Here is a 19082-nt window from a genome sequence, read left to right on the forward strand (position 1 = left end):
TAGTGAACTCCCAAGGAGTAACTACCAGAATGGCATACAGTAAGGTGACCATCCCCGCTGATGGCACCACAGACACCTTCACGTTTTCTTTTGGCTACCTCTACGCTGATCATATTGAAGCCTATAAGAACGGCATCAAGATCGCAGGTAGAACCCTCCCCACAGCCTCCTCAGTAAAGCTGAACACAAGCGTGGCGAATGGTGATGTCATCATCATCCAGCGCATTACCCCTCGTGATAAGCTTCTCGTATCGATGCCTAACTCCGGTACATTCCGTGGTAAGGACATCAACGCCATGGCTCTCCAGACGTTGTACATCGCTCAGGAGGTCTTCGATAACCTGACGACCATCGTCCAGTTGGCTGTGGACAATACGATGGACGCTCTAAACCATCGAATCTCTAACGTCCTCGATCCAGTCAATCCTCAAGACGCCGTTACTAAGCGTTGGGCTGAGACCGCTATGGACTCAGAACTTGCTCAAGCGATTGCCGCAAAGAATGCAGCAGTTGACGCGAAGAACGCCTCTGACACCAACAAAGCAGGCACGGCCGCAGATCGCACACAGACCGGCTTAGACCGTACTGCTGTGGCTAACGATAAGACGACCGTAGCTTCTGACAAAGCCGCTGTAGCAGCGAACAAGACAGCCACGGATAACAACGTCACGGCTGCTGCTGGTTCCGCAAGCGCTGCTTCAGGCTCAGCTTCAACAGCTTCAAACGCTGCAAGCACGGCTACTACTCAGGCTGGCATTGCTACGACGAAGGCGACACAGACCGCTACTGATGCAGTCGCTACTGCCGCTGACCGTGTTCAGACCGGACTTGATAGAACTGCCGCTGCCGCCGATGCAGTGAAGACCAATGGTGATCGATACGCTACTGGTCTGGATCGTGTGCAGACAGGTCTGGATCGTACTGCTACCGCAGCTGACCGTGTACAGACCGGACAAGACAGAACAGCCGTTGCAAACGATAAGACGACCGTTGCGAACGATAAAGCAGCTGTAGCATCAGACAAGGCTACCGTAGCTGCCGATAAAGCTACCGTTGCGGCTGACAAAGGTCTTGCTGAAAGCTACCGCCTAGCGTCTTTCAACTACGCCAATGCCGCTTCTGCTTCAGCTACAAACGCTGGCATCTCACTCACGGACTTCCGCAAGTATTACCTTGGTGGCTTCGCTACCGATCCTACCAAAGACCTCACAGGTGCCACGCTTACTGAGGGTGCTCTCTATTGGAACACCGTAGCTAAGACGCTGAAGAACTGGAATGGTGCTACATGGGTAGCTGTAGGTCTCACCACTGGTGGTGCAGTCGCAGTCACTCCTGTGGGTGCCCTCGTAGCTACCAACGCTCAGGCTGCCTTCCAGGAACTTGACGCTGACCTCACAGCTGAGATCACGGCACGCATTGCTGGTGATAACGCTAAGGTTAGCAAGTCCGGTGACACGATGACCGGCAGGTTGAACACTGCAGGCTTCACGTGGGGGAAGTCACACTCCATCGCGGGCGTTGACCTTGACACCTTGATGACTGCTGGCTTCTACAGCGGACCCAACCTTGTTAATGCTCCAACAAACACTTGGTATCAGGTCTCAGTTCAAACCTACAACACCTACGTCATCGGGGACACGAGCACGCATCATGTCTATCAGCACATAATCCCTATCAACCCTGGTTTTGACTCGTGGCATCGCACGTGTAACGCAGGTGTGTGGGGACCGTGGCGCAAGATCATTGACGGTGGAAACCATCTCAATGCACCTGATGTGATCATTGAAGAACAGCAACCTTCTGGCACAAACGCTGGAACGTTCACTAGTGGTGGCTGGCAGTTTCGTGCGCTGAACACAGTGGTCCGTAACGTCGGTAATATTGCTTCACTTGCCTCCTCCCTAATCACACTCCCTGCTGGTTCTTATTACTTCGTCTGGTCAGCCACTGGCTATCAGGCTGGCAGTCACAGAACTAAGATTCAGGATGAGACGAACAACGTAGAACTATTCGGAGGCTCAACAGAGACGCAGGGTGGGGCATTGAATGCGTGCTCACGCTCTCACGGAAGTGGCGTAGCTACCTTCACAGCATCTCGCACCGTGTCACTCAAGCATAGATGCCAGAGCACCAAGTCAACAGATGGATTCGGTGGTGCTGCTGGGTTTAGCGTTCCTGAAGTCTACTCTCGTCTCGAAATTTGGAAGATAGCATAAATGGACACCGCTCTAATCGCTGGTGGTGTCGTCACCCAAGTGTGGCGTGACACTGCTAAAGACACCCTCGAAGGCGTCGAAGGAACTCTTGTGGAGTTCGCACCTAACGAAGTCGTATGTGGGATGCTGTGGAATGGAAGTCAGCTTTCAGTCCCCACTCCGGTAACCGCAGTCCCCACTGTGGTCTCTCCCTATCAGGCCCGCATTGTCCTGCTTCAGGCCGGACTTATGGATGAAGTCGAAGCAATGATGGCTTCCCCTGATATAGAGCCCGCTGCCAAGATTGCATGGGAGTATGCGACTGGCTTCTACCGCGACTCTCCATTCATCAACACGTTGGGCTCATCTCTCGGTCTGACCTCAAGTCAGATTGATGATCTCTTCATCGCTGCCTCGCAGGTGCCCTAATGACACCTGAACTACACAGAGCACTGGGCAACCTTGAGGGTAAGATGGACATCCTCATTGAACGAAGCGCTAAGGATGAGAAGGAGCGTGATGCCATCTCAGATCGCGTCACCGTCCTTGAGACATCGGCCCACACTCAGAAGACTGTCATCGCATTGGTCGCCTCATTCATCGGCATCGTCATGACCTTTGCTGTGGATGTCATCAAAGCCAAACTATTCAGCTAAGCCATGAGTAAATCAAAACCCCCTAGCAAAGGTAAGGCTACGGAGGGCGCTTTAGGCTCTCTCCATGGTGAACTTGCCAAGGCCTTCACAGACATCCTCAAGGATGGAGAGGGCAAGGACGAAGCCGGGAAGAAGATTCCTGCCAAAGCGTCCACCCTCAACGTCATCCGACAGTTCCTCAAGGACAATGAGATCACAGCAGCGCTGACCCCTAAGTCTCCCTTGGGTGACCTCACAGGTGCACTGCCAACTGACTTCGAGTTCGAGGACGATGATGAGGCCTGAGGACACCCCTTAGACCCCCTCAAATCTTCACAGAGCGACTCCAGGGCGGGCGTTTAGAGACTTCAAGCTACACACATAGCCTGGAGCCTAACGCCCGCCCTAGCACGCTTCCAGAGTTGCACTATCAATTTACCTCACAGGTGTGAGTTGTCGCAGCCTAAAGAACCCCTTCGAGCAAGAGCCAAGAGCTTGCTCAGGGGAGCCCGCAGACGGGCAAACAAGAAGGGCCTGGAAGTCACCCTAACAGAGGGGTGGCTCATGCACAGGCTGAACACCGGGAGATGTGAACGTACTGACATGCGCTTCGTGCTGACCCCTGAAGGTCGCCCTGGAGTGCCACATCCATTCTCCCCTTCCCTAGATCGCAAAGACCCAACGCTCGGATACACACCTGACAACTGTCAGTTAGTCGTGTGGGTCTTCAACATAAGCAAGAGTAGTTATGACCAAGAAACCGTCCTCCAGTTCGCGAGGACGCTCATCAACAAAGAAGACAAAGAAAGAGAAGAGCACTCCTACAAAGTCTATTCGCAAAAAGCAGGAAGCAAAGAAAGCCGTCGCCTTAAAGTCCCAAGTCGAAGGGGCGGTAACGGCATCCCTGTACGGCGAAAAGATCAAGGAAGACTTCCGCGTATTCCTCAGGTTGGTGTGGAGACAGCTTCAGCTTCCAGAGCCTACGCCCGTCCAGTTGGACATAGCGAAGTTCCTTCAGCACGGTCCACGACGCAAAGTCATCGAGGCATTCCGTGGTGTAGGAAAGTCCTGGATCACATCCGCCTACGTCTTATGGCTCCTCTACTGTGAGCCTCAGCATAAGATTCTAGTCGTCTCTGCTACCAAGGAACGCTCAGATCAATTCTCTACGTTCACTATGCGGCTCATCAGTGAGATGCCTCTCCTGGTACATCTCAAGCCTCGTGATGAACAACGGCAATCAAAGATAGCCTTCGACGTTGGTCCTGCACGTGCTGACCATGCACCCTCTGTGAAGTCTGCCGGTATCTTCGGTCAGATCACAGGCTCACGTGCTGACCACATCGTTGCAGACGACATTGAAGTCCCTAACAACTCCGACACTCAGATGGCACGCGAGAAGCTTGCTGAGTCTGTGAAGGAGTTCGACGCTATTCTGAAGCCTCTCCCTCACGCCACCATCACCTACCTTGGTACGCCGCAGACGGAGATGTCCCTCTACAATACCTTGCCAGATCGCGGCTACGTGATCCGCATTTGGCCTGCACGCATTCCAGACGACGTTGAGAAGTATGGCGGTAAGCTTGCTCCCTACATACACAAGCTCATCGAGAAGGGTGCCAAGCCGGGTGATCCTGTAGACCCTAGACGCTTCGGCTACGAGGACTTGGCAGAACGTGCCCTCTCGTATGGACGCTCAGGCTTCGCCCTACAGTTCCAGCTAGACACATCTCTCTCGGATGCTGACAGGTATCCACTCAAGCTCTCTGACCTCATCGTAATGTCACTGCCTCCAGACAAGGGGCCTGTAGACGTTACATGGGCAACAAGTCCTGAACTGGTAGACAATGATCTTCCAGCAGTCGGACTTGAGGGTGATCGCTACTATCGCCCTGTGTGGACCTCTAAGGAGTGGTCACCCTACACAGGTTGCGTCATGTACGTTGACCCCTCAGGTAGAGGCAAAGACGAGACTGCCATATGCGTAGCTAAGGCTCTCTATGGTCGCGTGTTCATCACGTACATAGCTGGCTTCAGGGATGGCTACTCGGATGAGACCATCAAGAAGATTCTCCTGATTGCTAAATCTCATGGCGTGAAGGAGATCGTTGTTGAGCCCAACTTCGGTGACGGTATGTTCTCGAAGCTCCTCATGGCTCAATCTCAGGTGCTCTATAGGGTTAGCATCGTAGACAGTGAGTGGTCTCGTGCTCAGAAGGAAGCACGCATCATTGACGTGCTTGAGCCTGTTATGAACCAACATCGCTTGGTCATCGACAAGTCAGTCATCTGGTACGACTACAAATCTACAGAGACGTACATCCCTGAAGAGCAGAATAGATACAGAGCCTTCTATCAGATGTCCCGGTTGACTAAGGACCGTGGTGCTCTGGTGTCGGATGACAGAATCGAAGCTATCGCTGGTGCTGTGAAGTATTGGACTGACCACTTCGCTAAGGACACCACGAAGTCAGTCAAGGATCACAAAGCTCAGGAGCTTGATGAGGAACTGAAGAAGTTCATGAAGCACGCCATAGACCCTAGAGGTAACCGTGGAGGCTCTAAGAAGTCTCCATTCCTCGGTGGTCTGAAGGCCTTCAAGTCTCGCATGGGACTACGCTAAGAGATGACCGTTAGGGTGCATTAATTCGTATCCTAACGGCCTCCCTCGTGGAACGCATAGTTGTCCTTTGTTTATGGGACTATGTACGATGTTGCCTTGTGATTACCCCCTTGTCATGGATAACCCCCTCCCCCGTGATGATCCCCTATAGGTATACTTATAGGTTCTCCTTAGGTTGACCTTAGGTGTCCTTACTATCGGTGCAGTGTCAGGGGTAGCTATCGGTACAGCGTAAGGTCATCCTATCGGTACGACATCATCATAGTACATCACTACACAGACTACTCTAGTGTCATCCTCCAGGCTCATCTCACTTTAGAGGCACACATCCTCTACGACCGTATCTCAATGTGTTGGGATGTGGGTGAGCCGCGATGATCACACTAGATCATACTATTGGTCACCATAAGGTAGACCTACGAGTTGAGCTTACTGTCGGTGCGAGATCACCCCCTGAGTAATCGCAGGGCTCTGACAATCCGCATCAACAGTCACTGCTCCCTGAGTGCTTAGCGTTTCTCCCTCTTGGCTTCGCACTCAGGTCTTCTCCTAGATGGAGACCAAGAAGGAACATCACACTGCATGAGCAAGAAGCGTCGCCGCTCCAATCATCAGCACAGAACGCTATCGGACTACACTCCTCCACTCTCTGCACTCATCCCTGAGGTTCTCCTTATGAGACACCCAAAGGATGACTCGTGGCAAAGACCGAGAGAGAAGAAGCGAACAAGCTGGTGGAAGCGTATCTTCATGCTTCCGAGTAGAAGCTCCTATGGCTGAACATTCGGATGTGAACACTACTCCGCACAAGGATGGCTCTAGGTGGACCTCAGGGTTCCCTAGGGCCGTTTGCTTTTGCTGGAAATATTCGTCAGCAGGACTAGACTTGCGCGACCGTCGAAACACCCCCATCGGGTTCCGCTTTTGTTCTCTGGGTGTTCTCGTTATGTCCTTCCAAAAGAACTCGATTAGAAGGCCTTCGAGTAGGCTTTAGGTTGTGCTTAGTGCCTGCTGTTGTCACAGGTATTGTCACAAGGCGGGGTATTATCCAATGATATCAATGCCTCACAGGGGATATCACATCCGCTTACATACCGTTAGGTCAGCTATGCTGTCCTATTTTTGACTATTAGGTCAACCATACTGACCTATTTGTTTCTTTATATGTCTCTCTCTGCGTTTACCTGTTGATGGCTCTTCACGCTCATCATTCAGCAGACCTCAAGTCATCCACTAGGCATCCAGCAGCCACCTAGCGCCACTCCTCAGGATATCCACAGCGATGCCTCATGGTTGTCATCATGTGCCGTATCGAAGTGATTGCACAGTGTGAGACTTATTGTTAACCTCTTCACTGTTGAGCCGAAGCACAGCGCTTAGGTCAGCTAGAGAGGAGCATAGGAATGCCAGCACGTAAGAGAATGACGCGACAAGAGGTCATGCAATCACTTGAGACGCTTAGAAGCTTCCTTCCAAAGGGCTCTACGGTCTACACAGTTGAGAGGAGCGTTAGCAGGTCACGCCAAGCAACCAACATCAGCATTCTACAGCTACACGATGCAGTTAGAACGCCTAGGAATCTCAGCATCTACGCTGGTAGAGTGTTGGGTTATTCGATGTCCACTAAACGCGGACCTGAAAGTCTCAAGGTTGTCGGGCAAGGCCTGAACATGGCCAAACACACAGTACAAATGATATCGGCCATTCTATATGACGATGCCAACGCCCTGACTCATCAAGCCCTATAAACACACAGCGCAACGCCCTATAAACACACAGCGCAACGCCCTAAGCGCCACATTAAAGCTCATCGTAATGGTGGGCTTTTTTGTTGTTCTCTCACTCTTCGCAGTCTCTCACAGGTATGCGTAAAGATCACATCAGCAATGCACTAGGTGGGATACCTCACACATGTGAGATATGTTTTATATCTTCTCACACCACTGAGACACTCACACAGAGGAGATGAGAGAATGGATTACAGCAACACAGTATGCGCCCACTACTACGGATCGAAAGCAAAGGGTTACAGCCTCACAATCACGCGTGGCCCGTCTCTCGCGGTGGTCCTAGGAACGATCAAGGTGAGTGGCAAGGTGGAAGCTAAGAAGGTCTGCAAAGCGAACAACTACAAAGCGTGGAACTTCTGAGAGGGATGAGGCCAATGCTGCGCAACGTATTCTACTTCTCTTATTCGCGTGTTGGTGGACTTCGCTTTGTCCGCATTGGTCGCCTTCAGATGTCCTTCTGCATTACTCGCAACTCACCTTGGAATAACTGACATGTGGACTTGGATAAGACGCGAACTGCTCAACATTGGCGACATGCTGATGAGCTTCGCACTAGTGGGCGGGTATGCCTGCATCAGCTTTCAGGCCTTCGACGCAATGGCGCTTATGTGGCTGCTAGCGTGCGGATGGTTAGCGTTCAGAGCAACTAAGGCAGGGGAGTATCGCTGATGAAGCCTGAAGTCATTTTTGAGAACCAACACTATCAAGCTTGTGGGTGGAAAGGGTCTCTCATCATCAGCCACAAGCGCAAACGCGGTGGTAAGCAGCTAGTAGGCGACCAAGCGGCGACTTGGATTGATGCCATAAAGACCGCGATGGATAGAGACGAAGCTAACGCCCTGTGTAGAGTTTTTTTGTCCAACTAACTGACAGAATGGAGAATCTGACAATGTGGACACTTAGCTATAAAGGCGCATTCATCCACGGCTATTGCGAACGGAAAGAATGCAAAGTGCAGTATGGACCGAATATGTTTGTACGCGGTCCTTTCCCTAGCCTTGACGCCGCTAAGCGCTTCATCCGCCAAGCAATCAAAAACGGGGACCATAATGTTTGAGCTTAAAGACTTCACGCTAGGCGATGCCGTCGAACTGCATCCCGGCTGCGATAGGTGGATGATGGGGGACCGCGTTGGATCAGTGCAGAAGGTAGGCCGCAAGCTGCTAACAGTGAGAATGTTCACAAGCGGCAAGGCTATCAAGTTGCACCCTGCAAACGTAGGCAAGCTGAATGGAGCTTACGCGTGATGAGGATTGAGACCATCGAAGGTCCGAGTTGGGCCGCTAGCTACCTCATCAATGGGGATGCTTCAGGACTTACCGATGAGGAGATTGCACAAGTAGACGCTTGGCTGAAGCGTGAAGGCTTTTCAAAGCATCAATGCGTTAGCTGCTCAGATGTACCACGCTTTACATGGTCTTATGGGGTCTACTTCCCTGAAGGCGATTGTGAAGGGGGAGAAGTGCTGGAGTACACGTTCCTTATTCACGCCTAATTAACTCACAACTGTCATCAACTCACACATCGGCAACAACTCAAGAGAGGAATGAACGTTATGGCTAAGTTTACGAAGACGCAACGCGACGAAGCAATCGAACGACTGCGCAAGTGGCTTCCAGTTGGGTCAACGGTGTACTCTATCGTTCGGAAGGTCTCAGCGTCGGGGATGAGGCGAAAGATACAGTTTGTCTACTTCGAGAACGGGGATGGTGCGACTTGCGCTAATGATCGTCACCCGACTTACAGCATAGCTCAGGCTCTTGGCCTTAGCGTCTCACGTGAAGGTGGTAACGATACTGTGACTGTGCAGGGCACTGGGATGGATATGTGCTTTGCCACTGTCTATGACCTCGCAGTAGTGCTCCACGGGGATGGCAACGCCCTGAAGTCTCGCACGCTTTAGCTTGACCAATTAGCTCATACCTATGGGACACTCACAGATGGCACGTAGCTTTCACAACATTGATACACCATGGCGCAAAGGCGCTGACTACATCGGCTATGCTGGAGGGGAGATATTCCACATCCGCAAAGTGATGACGCGGGCCGCTAAACGCTTCACTTGGAGGGCCGTACAGGTTGACGGCTATGTCATCCTATGGGGTGACACCCTAGGGGAGATCAGCGGCAAGCTCGAAGGCTTCTCTCTGAGGCGTAACGCTGCCTAATTACCTCACTCTTGTCAGCATTCCGGAAGGCCTCTTATGGGGGCCTTCTAGTGTGCCGATAGCAGACAGGCACGCTAGCCGCATGACGTGGCCCGATGGCGCATGAAGCGCCTTGCACACATCCTAGAGGGATACCCGCAATGGACTTTAGATCGCTTGCCTACACGCTTGCCCGCAATCGCCTTGACCCGCTGATGCAGTACGCTGCACACGGTCAGATTGCATCCGAGGGGCATAGGCAACGGCTCCTTGATTCACTCAAGCGCATTCAGCGTCAAGCTTTGTGGTCGCTCGAAATCAGAGAGTTCATTCGCGCCGTCCAGGTAGGTGCAGTGTGAAGCGGTCTCACACAGGCAACGCTTCTGACGGGGCCTCACTCGTCTCTCGCAGCGAAGCACTCTCAGCATTCGACGCACTGCCTAAGGGAGTCCGCAGGCTGCTCCACAGGGCATCAGGTAACTGGAACTCCGTCCAACTCCTGAAGCTGTACCGCAAGGAAGGCGCGGTCGTTGTGGTCGAACGCATTCGAAGGCTCGAAGCACATAGACGCCAAAAATACTACGAGGCTGCTGAAACCGGCTTCAGGGACTTCAAAGGCTAGGTCTTCAAGGTCTCTTGTGGTCATCACCATGAGAGACCCTGGACGCTAAGCAATGAAGCTAGCGAATAAGAGGGTATCTAATAAATGTCGAAAGCACTTGTTCTCGTAATGCGTGACGGTCGGGCCATTAAGTGGGCTGGTAAGTACCACAACATTCTCGCAGAGGTCTCTCCTGAGAATGGCCGCGTACTGAAGTTCCTGCCTGCAATGATCTGGCGGGATATCCGTAACGGCACGTTCTACATCGAAGTCAGCCGTGAGTTCATCGCTTCCAACAACTTCAAGTCTCAACGCGAAGCTCTCGAATGGATTGCTAACGTTGGACTCGTCAACGCCTCAGGTGGCATCATCGTTGGGGGCCATGGTGTTGAGGGCAAAGAGTTTGCTGAAGACCTTCTCCACAAACATCAGCAGGCGTGCACTCTCCTAGCCGCTTAATCTGACAACTGTCACACATCGCAGGGCGTACAATGAGTAGAATTGAGATAAACCCCTTAGGTTTTCGTAAGGTTCTGTATGCGTCTATGGCCGCTTGCCTAGGGTTCCTATTAGTGATCGGAGGGAGTTCCGAGCACGAGACTCCTGTCTACAGTGACTCAGACAGGGCTCAGCTTACTGCTCTCATCGGAAAGTTATTGGGCTCTCAATAAAGAAACTATGCGTAATTACCTGACAGAGTGCAGAGACTCCTACTCCGGAGTATGTACCTGCCAGAACGGAGGGAATTGTGAAGGCCACTACCTATGAACTTGATGACGTCACCACGTACCTAACTGATGTGGTGGTTCCCGGTTACGACTCAGTTCTTAGTCATATGGCTAGGACTAGACCGGAAGAGATCGAAGAGATGATTGATGCTGTTGTGGACACCATTCGTATCAATCGTATGTGTGCCCGCAAGGTGGCTGGATCAAAAGTCATCATGGTCCAAGCCTCACCTATCCTCCAGGAAGCTGGCATAGGTTTCATCCAGGCGTTTCCCATTGATGTGATCGAAGAGGTACTGTCAGGCTAACATTTAGATTGTGTGGAGAGGGCTCTTGTGCCCTTTCCTCACATCGCGTAGCTTCTCCAGGCCTGCAACTACTGCCAAAGAGGAGTTAGCAATGGCTACGCCCAAGCCAAAGGCTACGATCAACAAGACGATTGATGGATTCTACGCAGCTATAGAGGAGTTCAGAAAGCTACATCCGAACATCACGCCGAACGCAATACTAGCGTTCCTAATAGTTGCGACGGAACCGGGGATAACAGTGGGGGAAGTTCAGAAGAGGCTGATGTCTGCCTCAAGCTCCACAGTCAGAGCACTGGCACTTCTCTCAAGCACTCACAGAGGCGGAATGGATGGTCTGAACCTCATCCGCTACGATGATGACATCAAGGACCGACGCGTAAAGCATCTCTACCTCAAGGCTAATGGGGAACGCGTGTGGTCCACCCTCAAGAAATTACTGGACGTAAAGGAGGTCTAGCAAATGGCAGCACGTCAACGTGGTAACTCATGGATGGCAGACTTTATGTGGAAGGGAACCCGACACAGGGAACCGTTCGACACAGAGGCAGAAGCCAAGAAGTGGGAAGAGGAAGCACGCTTCAGGCTTGGACGCGGGGAACCACTACCACCCGCTAAGAACAAGCGGACGGAGACCGGCGCGAAGCTGGAGACCCTTCAGCAGATGTTTGACCACGTGAAACGCACTCAGTGGGCATCAATGGAGTCCTCCAGGCATCTCATCAAGAACGGCCTGGACATCATCACGCTCCTAGGCCCTAGCACGCTCATCACGGATGTCTCCAAGGCGGACCTGGATGAAGCCTATGCGGAAATCCTGGACAGTGGTCTCTGCATTGGCACGGCTAACAGGAAGATGTCTGCCATCTCGAAGATGCTCACAGCGGCAGTCGATAACGGCATCATCACACGCAAGCCGAAGATACCTCACCAGAAGGAAAGTGAAGGCCGTATCCGCTACATCAACGTAGAGGAAGAGCTACTCATCACAGGCCTCTTCGCTCAGTGGGGAGCTGGCTGGATGGTGGACTTCACGATCTTCCAGATTGAGACAGGTCTTCGCCTTTCGGAAACCCTCAGAGTTGAATGGAGAGACATCTCACCTGACGGTAAGACGCTCCACGTCTGGAAGACCAAGAATAAGCTGAATAGGTCTGTACCGCTGAGCAAGCGGGCAAAGGAGGCCCTAGCACGGCTTAAGAAGGACCGTGGAGACCTCGCAGGCCCGTTCGTGGAGACTGCACCCACTGGAACCATGAGAACCCTGTGGACAAACATGCAGGCTCATCTGAACGGAGACCTGGAGGAAGGTGAGGTAGGTCAGTTCGATGACGTGACCATTCACATCCTCAGACACACTTGCGCGTCTAGGATGTGCCAGATGCCCGGAGTCAACCTTCAGTACGTTCAGAAGTTTCTAGGCCATAAGAACATCAAGACGACAATGCGCTACGCACACCTTGCGTCGTCCTCTCTTGACCACTGCACGAAGGCACTAGAAGACTACTTCACCAATGGAGTCGCCGAACTCAAAAAGAAACACCACGAGGGAGCACCTACCTAATGTTGTACTTCATAGCCTTGGTCGCCGTCATCGCGCTCATGGTCTACGAACACAAATATTGGAACCTGAAGGCCCGCATAGAAGCTGAGAAGCGCCGTGCGGATATACTCCCCAATACGAAGGCACGTCACGAGGCCTAGAAATCGTGACAATCGTTGTGACAAAAGGGACAAGTCCGGACAAGGTTGGTTGACAGTCTCCCTTCAAAACTCCAGTAAACACAAGCGGGGCCACGTGTCAGAGTGGCTATGAAGCGGACTGCAAATCCGCGTACCCCGGTTCAATTCCGGGCGTGGCCTCCAAAAATCTTCATAGAAAATTGATAAGTTTCAACGGACGGGGACTTACCCCTGCTGCCGGAAACCACTGGTTTTATTTCCACCCAAACGCTTTTCGCTGCTCAGTCGCGTCGCGCGCTATTCCGGGCCGTTCGCAATACGCTTCCAGCCAGAACCAAAACGATTGCGATCAGCAGGAATGCCCCTGCCCACCTCGGCTGAGTTTCGAGCCCGATGGCCAAGAAGGCCGTCAACGCGACGACGCCGAGGATTGCGATCGCGAGGAACTCGTCGTCCAGGAAAAGGCCGATGAGACTGCGGAAAATTTCTCCGACCGCCGTCATTGAGAAATCCTTCCGGTTGTGCGCCGGAGCAATGCCGCGAGCCCAAGGCCGGTGATCAAAAATACGCCGACGAATTCGACGATCACCAGATCTTCTCCGGGCCAAGCGATGCCGAGCCCTTCTCCCGTCCAGAACACGCCGAATGCCGACAGCATAACTCCGACGCCGAATTTCAGGGCGTTCTCGGGCACGCGAGACAGCGGCTTGTGAACGGCGAGCCCGATCAGAAGGACGAGGCCGCAGGCTGCCAACGCACCGACGCTCGCCGGCCAGAGCATGTCTCGCACCGAGCCGACCGCGATGACGATGAAAACGACCTCGAGACCTTCGAGCAAGACCGCCTTGAAGGACGTCACGCCGGCAATCCAATCGAGCCGGGATTTATGGCGCGCGGCTTCGTCGCGAATGAGCGACGTTTCCCTGGTGAAGGCGGTGGCCTCGTCGTGCAGCGGGATGATGCCCGCCGCGCGCAGAATAGCTTTCCTCAACCATCGCATGCCGAACAATAGAAGCAGCACACCGATGACGAACTGCAGCGCGTGAATGGGAAAAATGCTGAGAACCGGTCCCAGCGCTATCACGATTGCCGCGAGCGTTACCAATCCTGCGATGGACCCGAGTATTGCAGGACGCCACCCTTGGAACGTGCTGGCCGCGAGGACGATGGTGAAGGCTTCAACCGCTTCCACCAGCGAGGCGAAAAAGGCTGTCGCGACCGCGGGCCAGACAATCGAGAAACTGCTCATCGAGAAAGCATTCCATCACTAGCGCCGCCGATGTTGGCAAGCCCCGGCCGTTGGCTCGCCTCGGCGTGCGAGCGACCCTAGCACGAAAGCCACCCGGCGAGCTGTCGCAGGCAAAGTTGCGCAGGCCGCGGAGTTCACTCGTGAATTACCTTCCGAAGCGTCGTTCGCCCCTTGCGCACCCCATCAAAGAAGGCTACCAACCCGCCCTGTTGGATGGACTGAAGACCTGCGTGTGCCACTACTTTCCGCCTGGTCGTCGCCTTCCACCTGCGTGCTTCCTCTTGTCGCCGCTTGGCGCCGTTGAAGGCACTGAAGAAAATAGCCTTGAGGCCTCGCCAGCGCGGATACGTTCTGCTATGCGGGGCGCTTCTCGGCATTCCGCGGTAGCTCAGTGGTAGAGCGTCCGACTGTTAATCGGATGGTCGTAGGTTCGAATCCTACCCGCGGAGCCAACCCCACAATCCAAGACCCTGGAAGCTTTGATTATTCCTTCTTCGCAGTTGGAACGGCCCCAAAACGCCCTCATGCTCCCAGCGATTGACGCGGCGCTCCTCGCTGGTCGTGCATTTCGCCAGCAGGGCACAGGTGCCGCATTTGTTAGTCCAGTAGCTATGGAGTGTTCGCCCTTCCTCGCTGCGCGTGTACCGATAGGAGACGATCTCGCCTGCCGGGCAGCGATAAGCGTTCTGATCGGCAAGATAGACGAAGTCGTCCTTGCCGAACCTGCCTGCTGCCTTCGCATTCGATGTGAGCGGCTTGGGCACGTACGGCGTGGCACCGATGGCCTCGAAGGCGAGAACCTCCTCGCCGCTGAAGTAGCCGCGATCGGCGAGGACATCGATCCTCTCGATGGCCATGGCCTCCTTTGCCAAGCGCGCCATGGGAGAGAGCAGCGTCCGGTCGGTCACGACGTTGGTGACGTCATGGGCGACGATCAGATGGTGCTCGGTATCGACCGCCGCTTGCACGTTATAACCGACGACGCCGGCGCCACGCATGCTGGTCGCCATTGCCCGGGCGTCGGGATCGGTGAGTGATATCTGCTGATCCGGCGCGTGCAGAACGGCCGTCTCCAGCTGCCTGAGTTCGGCAAGCTTGCTCTTCATCGCCGCGATCTTGTCCCGCAGGCGCGAGGCTTTTGTCTCTGCGCTTTCACCCTCCTGAAGGTCGGCAGCCTCCAAGGAAGCGAGGTAGCGCTCGATGCTCGCTTCCACCTGCTCCACGCGCCGCTTGAGCTTGCCCTTTGTGAAGTTGCGGTCGCGCGAGTTGACGCCCTTGAACTTGGCGCCGTCGATGGCGGCGACGGCGTGCGAGAAGAGACCCAGTTTCCCGCAGATGACGATAAAGCGTACGCAGACTGCACGGATCGCCGTGCCGTTCGCTCTTCTAAAATCCGCGATGGTCTTGAAGTCAGGCACCAGGCGGCCAGTGAGCCACATCAGCTCGACATTGCGGGCCGCCTCGCGCTCCAGCCGACGGCTCGACTGAATACGATTGAGATAGCCGTAGAGATAGATCTTCAAAAGCGTCGCGGGATGATAGGCGGGGCGCCCGGTCGCCGCTGGCCGGACGCGCTCGAAGCCGAGAGCGGCAAGGTCGAGCCCATCGATGAACGCATCGACCGCGCGGACCGGGTTGTCCTCAGCGATGTAGTCTTCGAGGCAGGCGGGCAGCATCGTCTGCTGACGGCGATCCTCGCCTTCCACAAATCGGCCCATGCAAGCCTCCCTGATGGATCGGAAAGAGCATGGACTGATTTGCCGTTTTCACACAGCCACTCCCAGAAGCTGACATCGGGGCGCCCATGATCGCGACGCCAAATTGGTCGCCGACCACATCTGCTTATGGGGCAATGCGTCAGATGTCGATCTTCTCGGCGATCTCGATCGCGTCATCGACCTCTATGCCGAGATAGCGAACGGTGCTCTCGATCTTTGAATGCCCAAGCAGTAACTGGACAGCGCGAAGATTGCCGGTGCGACGGTAGATCAGCACAGCCTTGGTACGTCGCAAGCCGTGCATTCCGAAGTTCGCTGGATCAAGCCCAATACTTGCGACCCACTCGTGAACAAGCCGAGCGTACTGCCTCGTCGTCAGCCGGCGGGCGCTATCGCCTCGGGCCGCGAAAAGGAACTGGCCGGCCTTCCGTCCGGTGAGCCTGAGATAGTCGTCAACGGCCAAGCGAGTTTGGTCCGTCATCTCGAACCGCACGGACGATTTTGACCCATAGCAGTCCGAAGCAAGTGCAGCATAGCCGAGCTACCGATGCCCCCTGCCGAGATAGCGGTCGTCAATCGCACTTAAAGAAATAACTAGACACTAGGTCCGTAACTGCGTCGGAAGCAGCTCAATGCCCAACACCTAGAAGAATAGGCAATGATCTGGGCCCTAAATATAGGCTACTTTTCATTTCCGTTCCTGCTTTGGGTCACGAGCAGCTTCAGGTACTTCGCCGTCCGACTATTCGCTACATCAGCAACTTTGTCTGGCGTGCCGCTGGCGATGATGCGCCCGCCGTCTTCTCCAGCTCCGGGCCCAAGGTCGATGATCCAATCGACCTGGGCGAGGACGCGCATGTCGTGTTCTACGACGACGACTGTGTTTCCTGCATCGACAAGTCCTTGCAGTTGGCGCATTAGGCGGTCGACGTCAGCAGGATGAAGACCGGAGGTCGGTTCGTCGAGGATATAGAGCGTATTACCATGTTGCGCGCGCTGTAGTTCGGTCGCCAGCTTGATGCGCTGCGCCTCTCCGCCCGACAGTTCCGTCGCCGGCTGCCCGAGCCGCAGATAGCCGAGTCCGATCTCGCGCAACACGTCGAGCGGTCGCAGCACCTGCGGTTCATCGGCGAAGAATGCGCAAGCTTCGTCTACTGTCATCTGCAGTACTTGCGCGATGTTGCGGCAATGCCATTCGACTTCAAGAGTATGAGGATTGTACCGGCTGCCGTGGCAGGCCGAGCACGGCGCATAGACACTGGGCAGGAACAGCAGCTCGACCATCACGAAGCCTTCGCCCTCACAGGTCGGGCAGCGGCCTTGTGCGACGTTGAACGAAAACCGGCCTGCGCCGTAGCGGCGCCTTCGCGCCAAGGGCGTCTCGGCAAAGAGTTGGCGGACATGATCGAAGAGACCGGTGTAAGTCGCCAGATTCGAGCGCGGCGTGCGCCCGATGGGTTTTTGGTCCACCTGAACAAGACGTCGGATGTGGTCCACGCCGCTCACGATGCGCCCTGTGATGGCTTCCTGTGCCACCGCAAGCAGGGGGTCAACCTCGTCCTCCCCCGAAACGGCAACCGGGCGACCAAGATGGTCGCTGACCAACTCGGGAAGCGCCTGGCTGACAAGACTGGATTTGCCCGAGCCTGAGATTCCCGTGACTGCCGTCAAGCAGCCGAGCGGAAACGCGGCATCCAGATCATGCAGATTGTTGCGCGCCACACTTTCCAAGCGCAACCATCCCTTGGACTTTCGCGGCGTCCGCTCGACTGCAGTCTTCTTATCGAACAGATAACGACGCGTGATAGAGGCCTGGACATCCGCCAGACCCGCGGTCGGCCCGCTGTAGATCACCCGGCCACCTTTCTCGCCAGCGCCGGGCCCCACATCCACCAGCCACTCAGCTTGGCGGATGAGATCGAGATCGTGCTCGACTACGAACAGCGAGTTGCCCGCAGCCTTGAGGCGATGCAGGATCGCGAGCAAGGCTTCCCCGTCTGCCGGGTGCAACCCCGCTGAGGGCTCGTCCAGCACATAGATCACGCCGAAAAGCTGTGACGACAATTGGGTGGCGAGGCGCAGGCGTTGCAGCTCTCCAGAGGACAGCGTCGGCGTGCTACGGTCGAGCGAGATGTATCCGAGACCAAGGTCGATCAGCGGTCCGAGCCGTTCGAGCAATTCAGACGCCAAGCGTTGCGCGGCCGCCCGCTTCTCTTCGGACAGGTTGGGTGTGCGCCGCACGTCGGGCGCGCTCTTGTGCGCCGAACCACCGGCAGCGACCCGACGTTCAACCGCCGCATCGCGGGTCGCCTTGCCCACAACATGGCCCTTCGCGGTGGTCGCGGCATTCCCGAAATCGCCGTGAACGACCGGCGTCAACAGGTCTCTCAGCTTCAGCAGCGACAGATCGCCGAACTCGGCGATGTCGAGCCCGGCGAATTTCACCGACAGGGACTCGCGCTTCAGGCGCTTGCCATGACAGGTCGGGCAATCGCGGCCGATGACGTATTGAGAAACGCGCTTCTTCATCAGCGCGCTTTTCGTGTTGGCGAAAGTCTCCAGCACATATCTGCGGGCGCCCGTGAAGGTGCCCTGATAACCAGGCTCCATACGCCGCTTGATGGCTGCACGCGTTTCCCGCGGCGTAAAACCTGGATACACGGGCACGGTCGGCTGCTCGTCCGTGAACAGGATCCAGTCGCGATCCTTCTTTGGCAAATCGCGCCATGGCGTATCGACGTCATAGCCAAGCGATACGAGGATATCGCGCAGGTTTTGGCCGTGCCACGCCGGCGGCCAAGCGGCGATCGCCCGCTCGCGAATGGTGAGCGTATCGTCGGGGACCATCGTATTCTCGGTCGCGTCATAGACACGACCGATCCCATGGCAGGTCGGACAGGCTCCAGCGACGGTGTTGGGCGAGAAATCCTCCGCATAGAGCATCGGCTGATTGCGCGGATATTCGCCGACGCGCGAATAGAGCATCCGCACCAGGCTGGAGATCGTGGTCACGCTGCCGACAGAGGAGCGCGCGTTGGACGAACCGCGCTGTTGCTGCAATGCGACCGCAGGCGGCAACCCCTCGATCGCATCGACTTCCGGAACGCCGGCCTGGTCGATCAGGCGGCGGGCATAGGGCGCGACCGATTCCAGATAACGGCGTTGCGCTTCGGCATAGAGCGTGCCGAAGGCCAGAGACGACTTGCCCGAGCCGGATATGCCAGTGAACACCACGAAGGCATCGCGCGGAACATCGACATCGACATTCTTGAGGTTGTTCTGACGCGCTCCGCGGACCTGCACGCGCGCGGGTCGCTCCGCGTGTTCACTACCAGAGACGATCGACGTGATAGGTGGTTTCTTCTGCACTTAAATTTTCCGCGGCCATCCGCTTGTCCAGCCCTTTCT

General features: G+C 55.1%; 18 protein-coding genes, 2 tRNA genes and 1 pseudogene. 16 read left to right on the top strand and 5 right to left on the bottom strand.

Going from position 1 to position 19082, the window contains the following annotated elements:
• Window positions 1-29: 29 nt before the first annotated feature.
• The 15 genes from AACL53_RS12760 (at window position 30) to AACL53_RS12830 (ending at window position 12890) form a co-directional block, all read left to right on the top strand.
• Complete coding sequence (locus tag AACL53_RS12760) at window positions 30-2216, top strand: phage tail fiber protein (RefSeq protein ID WP_339084895.1); 2187 nt, start codon at window positions 30-32, stop codon at window positions 2214-2216.
• Window positions 2217-2624, top strand: coding sequence for a hypothetical protein (locus AACL53_RS12765; protein ID WP_339084896.1), 408 nt, complete (start codon window positions 2217-2219; stop codon window positions 2622-2624). It begins immediately after the preceding gene.
• Window positions 2624-2851 (top strand): hypothetical protein, encoded by a 228-nt coding sequence (locus AACL53_RS12770; RefSeq protein WP_339084897.1) that lies wholly within the window; start codon window positions 2624-2626, stop codon window positions 2849-2851. The genes AACL53_RS12765 and AACL53_RS12770 overlap by 1 nt, the downstream gene beginning before the upstream one ends.
• 3 nt (window positions 2852-2854) lie before the next feature.
• Window positions 2855-3136 carry a hypothetical protein gene (locus AACL53_RS12775; RefSeq protein WP_339084898.1) on the top strand — a complete coding sequence of 94 codons (282 nt, stop codon included), beginning with the start codon at window positions 2855-2857 and terminating at the stop codon, window positions 3134-3136.
• A gap of 442 nt (window positions 3137-3578) precedes the next feature.
• A complete protein-coding gene (gene terL / locus AACL53_RS12780; RefSeq protein ID WP_339084899.1) occupies window positions 3579-5453 on the top strand; it encodes a phage terminase large subunit in 1875 nt (624 codons plus the stop codon).
• Window positions 5454-7426: 1973 nt separating this feature from the next.
• Complete coding sequence (locus tag AACL53_RS12785; protein WP_339084900.1) at window positions 7427-7603, top strand: hypothetical protein; 177 nt, start codon at window positions 7427-7429, stop codon at window positions 7601-7603.
• Window positions 7604-7911: 308 nt separating this feature from the next.
• Window positions 7912-8109, top strand: a complete 198-nt coding sequence (locus AACL53_RS12790; RefSeq protein WP_339084901.1) for a hypothetical protein — start codon at window positions 7912-7914, stop codon at window positions 8107-8109.
• Between the two features lie 1074 nt (window positions 8110-9183).
• On the top strand, window positions 9184-9411 hold the full coding sequence (locus AACL53_RS12795) for a hypothetical protein (protein ID WP_339084902.1): 228 nt from the start codon (window positions 9184-9186) through the stop codon (window positions 9409-9411).
• Between the two features lie 140 nt (window positions 9412-9551).
• On the top strand, window positions 9552-9749 hold the full coding sequence (locus tag AACL53_RS12800; RefSeq protein WP_339084903.1) for a hypothetical protein: 198 nt from the start codon (window positions 9552-9554) through the stop codon (window positions 9747-9749).
• A gap of 347 nt (window positions 9750-10096) precedes the next feature.
• Window positions 10097-10450, top strand: a complete 354-nt coding sequence (locus AACL53_RS12805; RefSeq protein WP_339084904.1) for a hypothetical protein — start codon at window positions 10097-10099, stop codon at window positions 10448-10450.
• 289 nt (window positions 10451-10739) lie between these two features.
• The gene (locus AACL53_RS12810; RefSeq protein ID WP_339084905.1) at window positions 10740-11027 is read left to right on the top strand and encodes a hypothetical protein; all 288 of its coding nucleotides are present in this window, start codon (window positions 10740-10742) and stop codon (window positions 11025-11027) included.
• A gap of 91 nt (window positions 11028-11118) precedes the next feature.
• A complete protein-coding gene (locus AACL53_RS12815) occupies window positions 11119-11484 on the top strand; it encodes a hypothetical protein (RefSeq protein WP_339084906.1) in 366 nt (121 codons plus the stop codon).
• 3 nt (window positions 11485-11487) lie between these two features.
• Window positions 11488-12588, top strand: a complete 1101-nt coding sequence (locus AACL53_RS12820; protein WP_339084907.1) for a site-specific integrase — start codon at window positions 11488-11490, stop codon at window positions 12586-12588.
• Entirely contained in the window at window positions 12588-12728 is a 141-nt protein-coding gene (locus AACL53_RS12825; RefSeq protein ID WP_339084908.1) for a hypothetical protein, read from the top strand. The genes AACL53_RS12820 and AACL53_RS12825 overlap by 1 nt, the downstream gene beginning before the upstream one ends.
• An 88-nt stretch (window positions 12729-12816) precedes the next feature.
• Window positions 12817-12890: transfer RNA gene (locus AACL53_RS12830), tRNA-Cys, on the top strand.
• Between the two features lie 98 nt (window positions 12891-12988).
• On the opposite strand, the gene AACL53_RS12835 is transcribed toward AACL53_RS12830, so the two are convergent.
• Window positions 12989-13210 carry a phage holin family protein gene (locus AACL53_RS12835; protein ID WP_339084909.1) on the bottom strand — a complete coding sequence of 74 codons (222 nt, stop codon included), beginning with the start codon at window positions 13208-13210 and terminating at the stop codon, window positions 12989-12991.
• Window positions 13207-13956 carry a COG4280 domain-containing protein gene (locus tag AACL53_RS12840; protein WP_339084911.1) on the bottom strand — a complete coding sequence of 250 codons (750 nt, stop codon included), beginning with the start codon at window positions 13954-13956 and terminating at the stop codon, window positions 13207-13209. The genes AACL53_RS12835 and AACL53_RS12840 overlap by 4 nt, the downstream gene beginning before the upstream one ends.
• A 377-nt stretch (window positions 13957-14333) precedes the next feature.
• Here AACL53_RS12840 and AACL53_RS12845 point away from each other — a divergent pair.
• Window positions 14334-14408 (top strand) — tRNA-Asn (locus tag AACL53_RS12845).
• A gap of 60 nt (window positions 14409-14468) precedes the next feature.
• On the opposite strand, the pseudogene AACL53_RS12850 reads toward AACL53_RS12845, so the two are convergent.
• The 3 genes and pseudogenes from AACL53_RS12850 to AACL53_RS12860 all read right to left on the bottom strand — a co-directional run.
• A pseudogene (locus tag AACL53_RS12850) lies at window positions 14469-15674 on the bottom strand (IS1182 family transposase); the annotation flags it as partial.
• A gap of 139 nt (window positions 15675-15813) precedes the next feature.
• Entirely contained in the window at window positions 15814-16155 is a 342-nt protein-coding gene (locus AACL53_RS12855) for a tyrosine-type recombinase/integrase (protein ID WP_339084912.1), read from the bottom strand.
• Between the two features lie 200 nt (window positions 16156-16355).
• On the bottom strand, window positions 16356-19025 hold the full coding sequence (locus AACL53_RS12860; protein WP_339086936.1) for an excinuclease ABC subunit UvrA: 2670 nt from the start codon (window positions 19023-19025) through the stop codon (window positions 16356-16358).
• Window positions 19026-19082: the final 57 nt, after the last annotated feature.

This window comes from Hyphomicrobium sp. ghe19 (assembly GCF_902712875.1).
Lineage (GTDB): Bacteria > Pseudomonadota > Alphaproteobacteria > Rhizobiales > Hyphomicrobiaceae > Hyphomicrobium_B.

Excerpts from the sequence above, each read along its gene's own strand:
- AACL53_RS12760 (WP_339084895.1), top strand. The coding sequence starts at position 30 with ATGGCATACAGTAAGGTGACCATCCCCGCTGATGGCACCACAGACACC.
- AACL53_RS12765 (WP_339084896.1), top strand. The coding sequence starts at position 2,217 with ATGGACACCGCTCTAATCGCTGGTGGTGTCGTCACCCAAGTGTGGCGT.
- AACL53_RS12770 (WP_339084897.1), top strand. The coding sequence starts at position 2,624 with ATGACACCTGAACTACACAGAGCACTGGGCAACCTTGAGGGTAAGATG.
- AACL53_RS12775 (WP_339084898.1), top strand. The coding sequence starts at position 2,855 with ATGAGTAAATCAAAACCCCCTAGCAAAGGTAAGGCTACGGAGGGCGCT.
- terL (WP_339084899.1), top strand. The coding sequence starts at position 3,579 with ATGACCAAGAAACCGTCCTCCAGTTCGCGAGGACGCTCATCAACAAAG.
- AACL53_RS12785 (WP_339084900.1), top strand. The coding sequence starts at position 7,427 with ATGGATTACAGCAACACAGTATGCGCCCACTACTACGGATCGAAAGCA.
- AACL53_RS12790 (WP_339084901.1), top strand. The coding sequence starts at position 7,912 with ATGAAGCCTGAAGTCATTTTTGAGAACCAACACTATCAAGCTTGTGGG.
- AACL53_RS12795 (WP_339084902.1), top strand. The coding sequence starts at position 9,184 with ATGGCACGTAGCTTTCACAACATTGATACACCATGGCGCAAAGGCGCT.
- AACL53_RS12800 (WP_339084903.1), top strand. The coding sequence starts at position 9,552 with ATGGACTTTAGATCGCTTGCCTACACGCTTGCCCGCAATCGCCTTGAC.
- AACL53_RS12805 (WP_339084904.1), top strand. The coding sequence starts at position 10,097 with ATGTCGAAAGCACTTGTTCTCGTAATGCGTGACGGTCGGGCCATTAAG.
- AACL53_RS12815 (WP_339084906.1), top strand. The coding sequence starts at position 11,119 with ATGGCTACGCCCAAGCCAAAGGCTACGATCAACAAGACGATTGATGGA.
- AACL53_RS12820 (WP_339084907.1), top strand. The coding sequence starts at position 11,488 with ATGGCAGCACGTCAACGTGGTAACTCATGGATGGCAGACTTTATGTGG.
- AACL53_RS12825 (WP_339084908.1), top strand. The coding sequence starts at position 12,588 with ATGTTGTACTTCATAGCCTTGGTCGCCGTCATCGCGCTCATGGTCTAC.
- AACL53_RS12835 (WP_339084909.1), bottom strand. The coding sequence starts at position 13,210 with ATGACGGCGGTCGGAGAAATTTTCCGCAGTCTCATCGGCCTTTTCCTG.
- AACL53_RS12840 (WP_339084911.1), bottom strand. The coding sequence starts at position 13,956 with ATGAGCAGTTTCTCGATTGTCTGGCCCGCGGTCGCGACAGCCTTTTTC.
- AACL53_RS12855 (WP_339084912.1), bottom strand. The coding sequence starts at position 16,155 with ATGACGGACCAAACTCGCTTGGCCGTTGACGACTATCTCAGGCTCACC.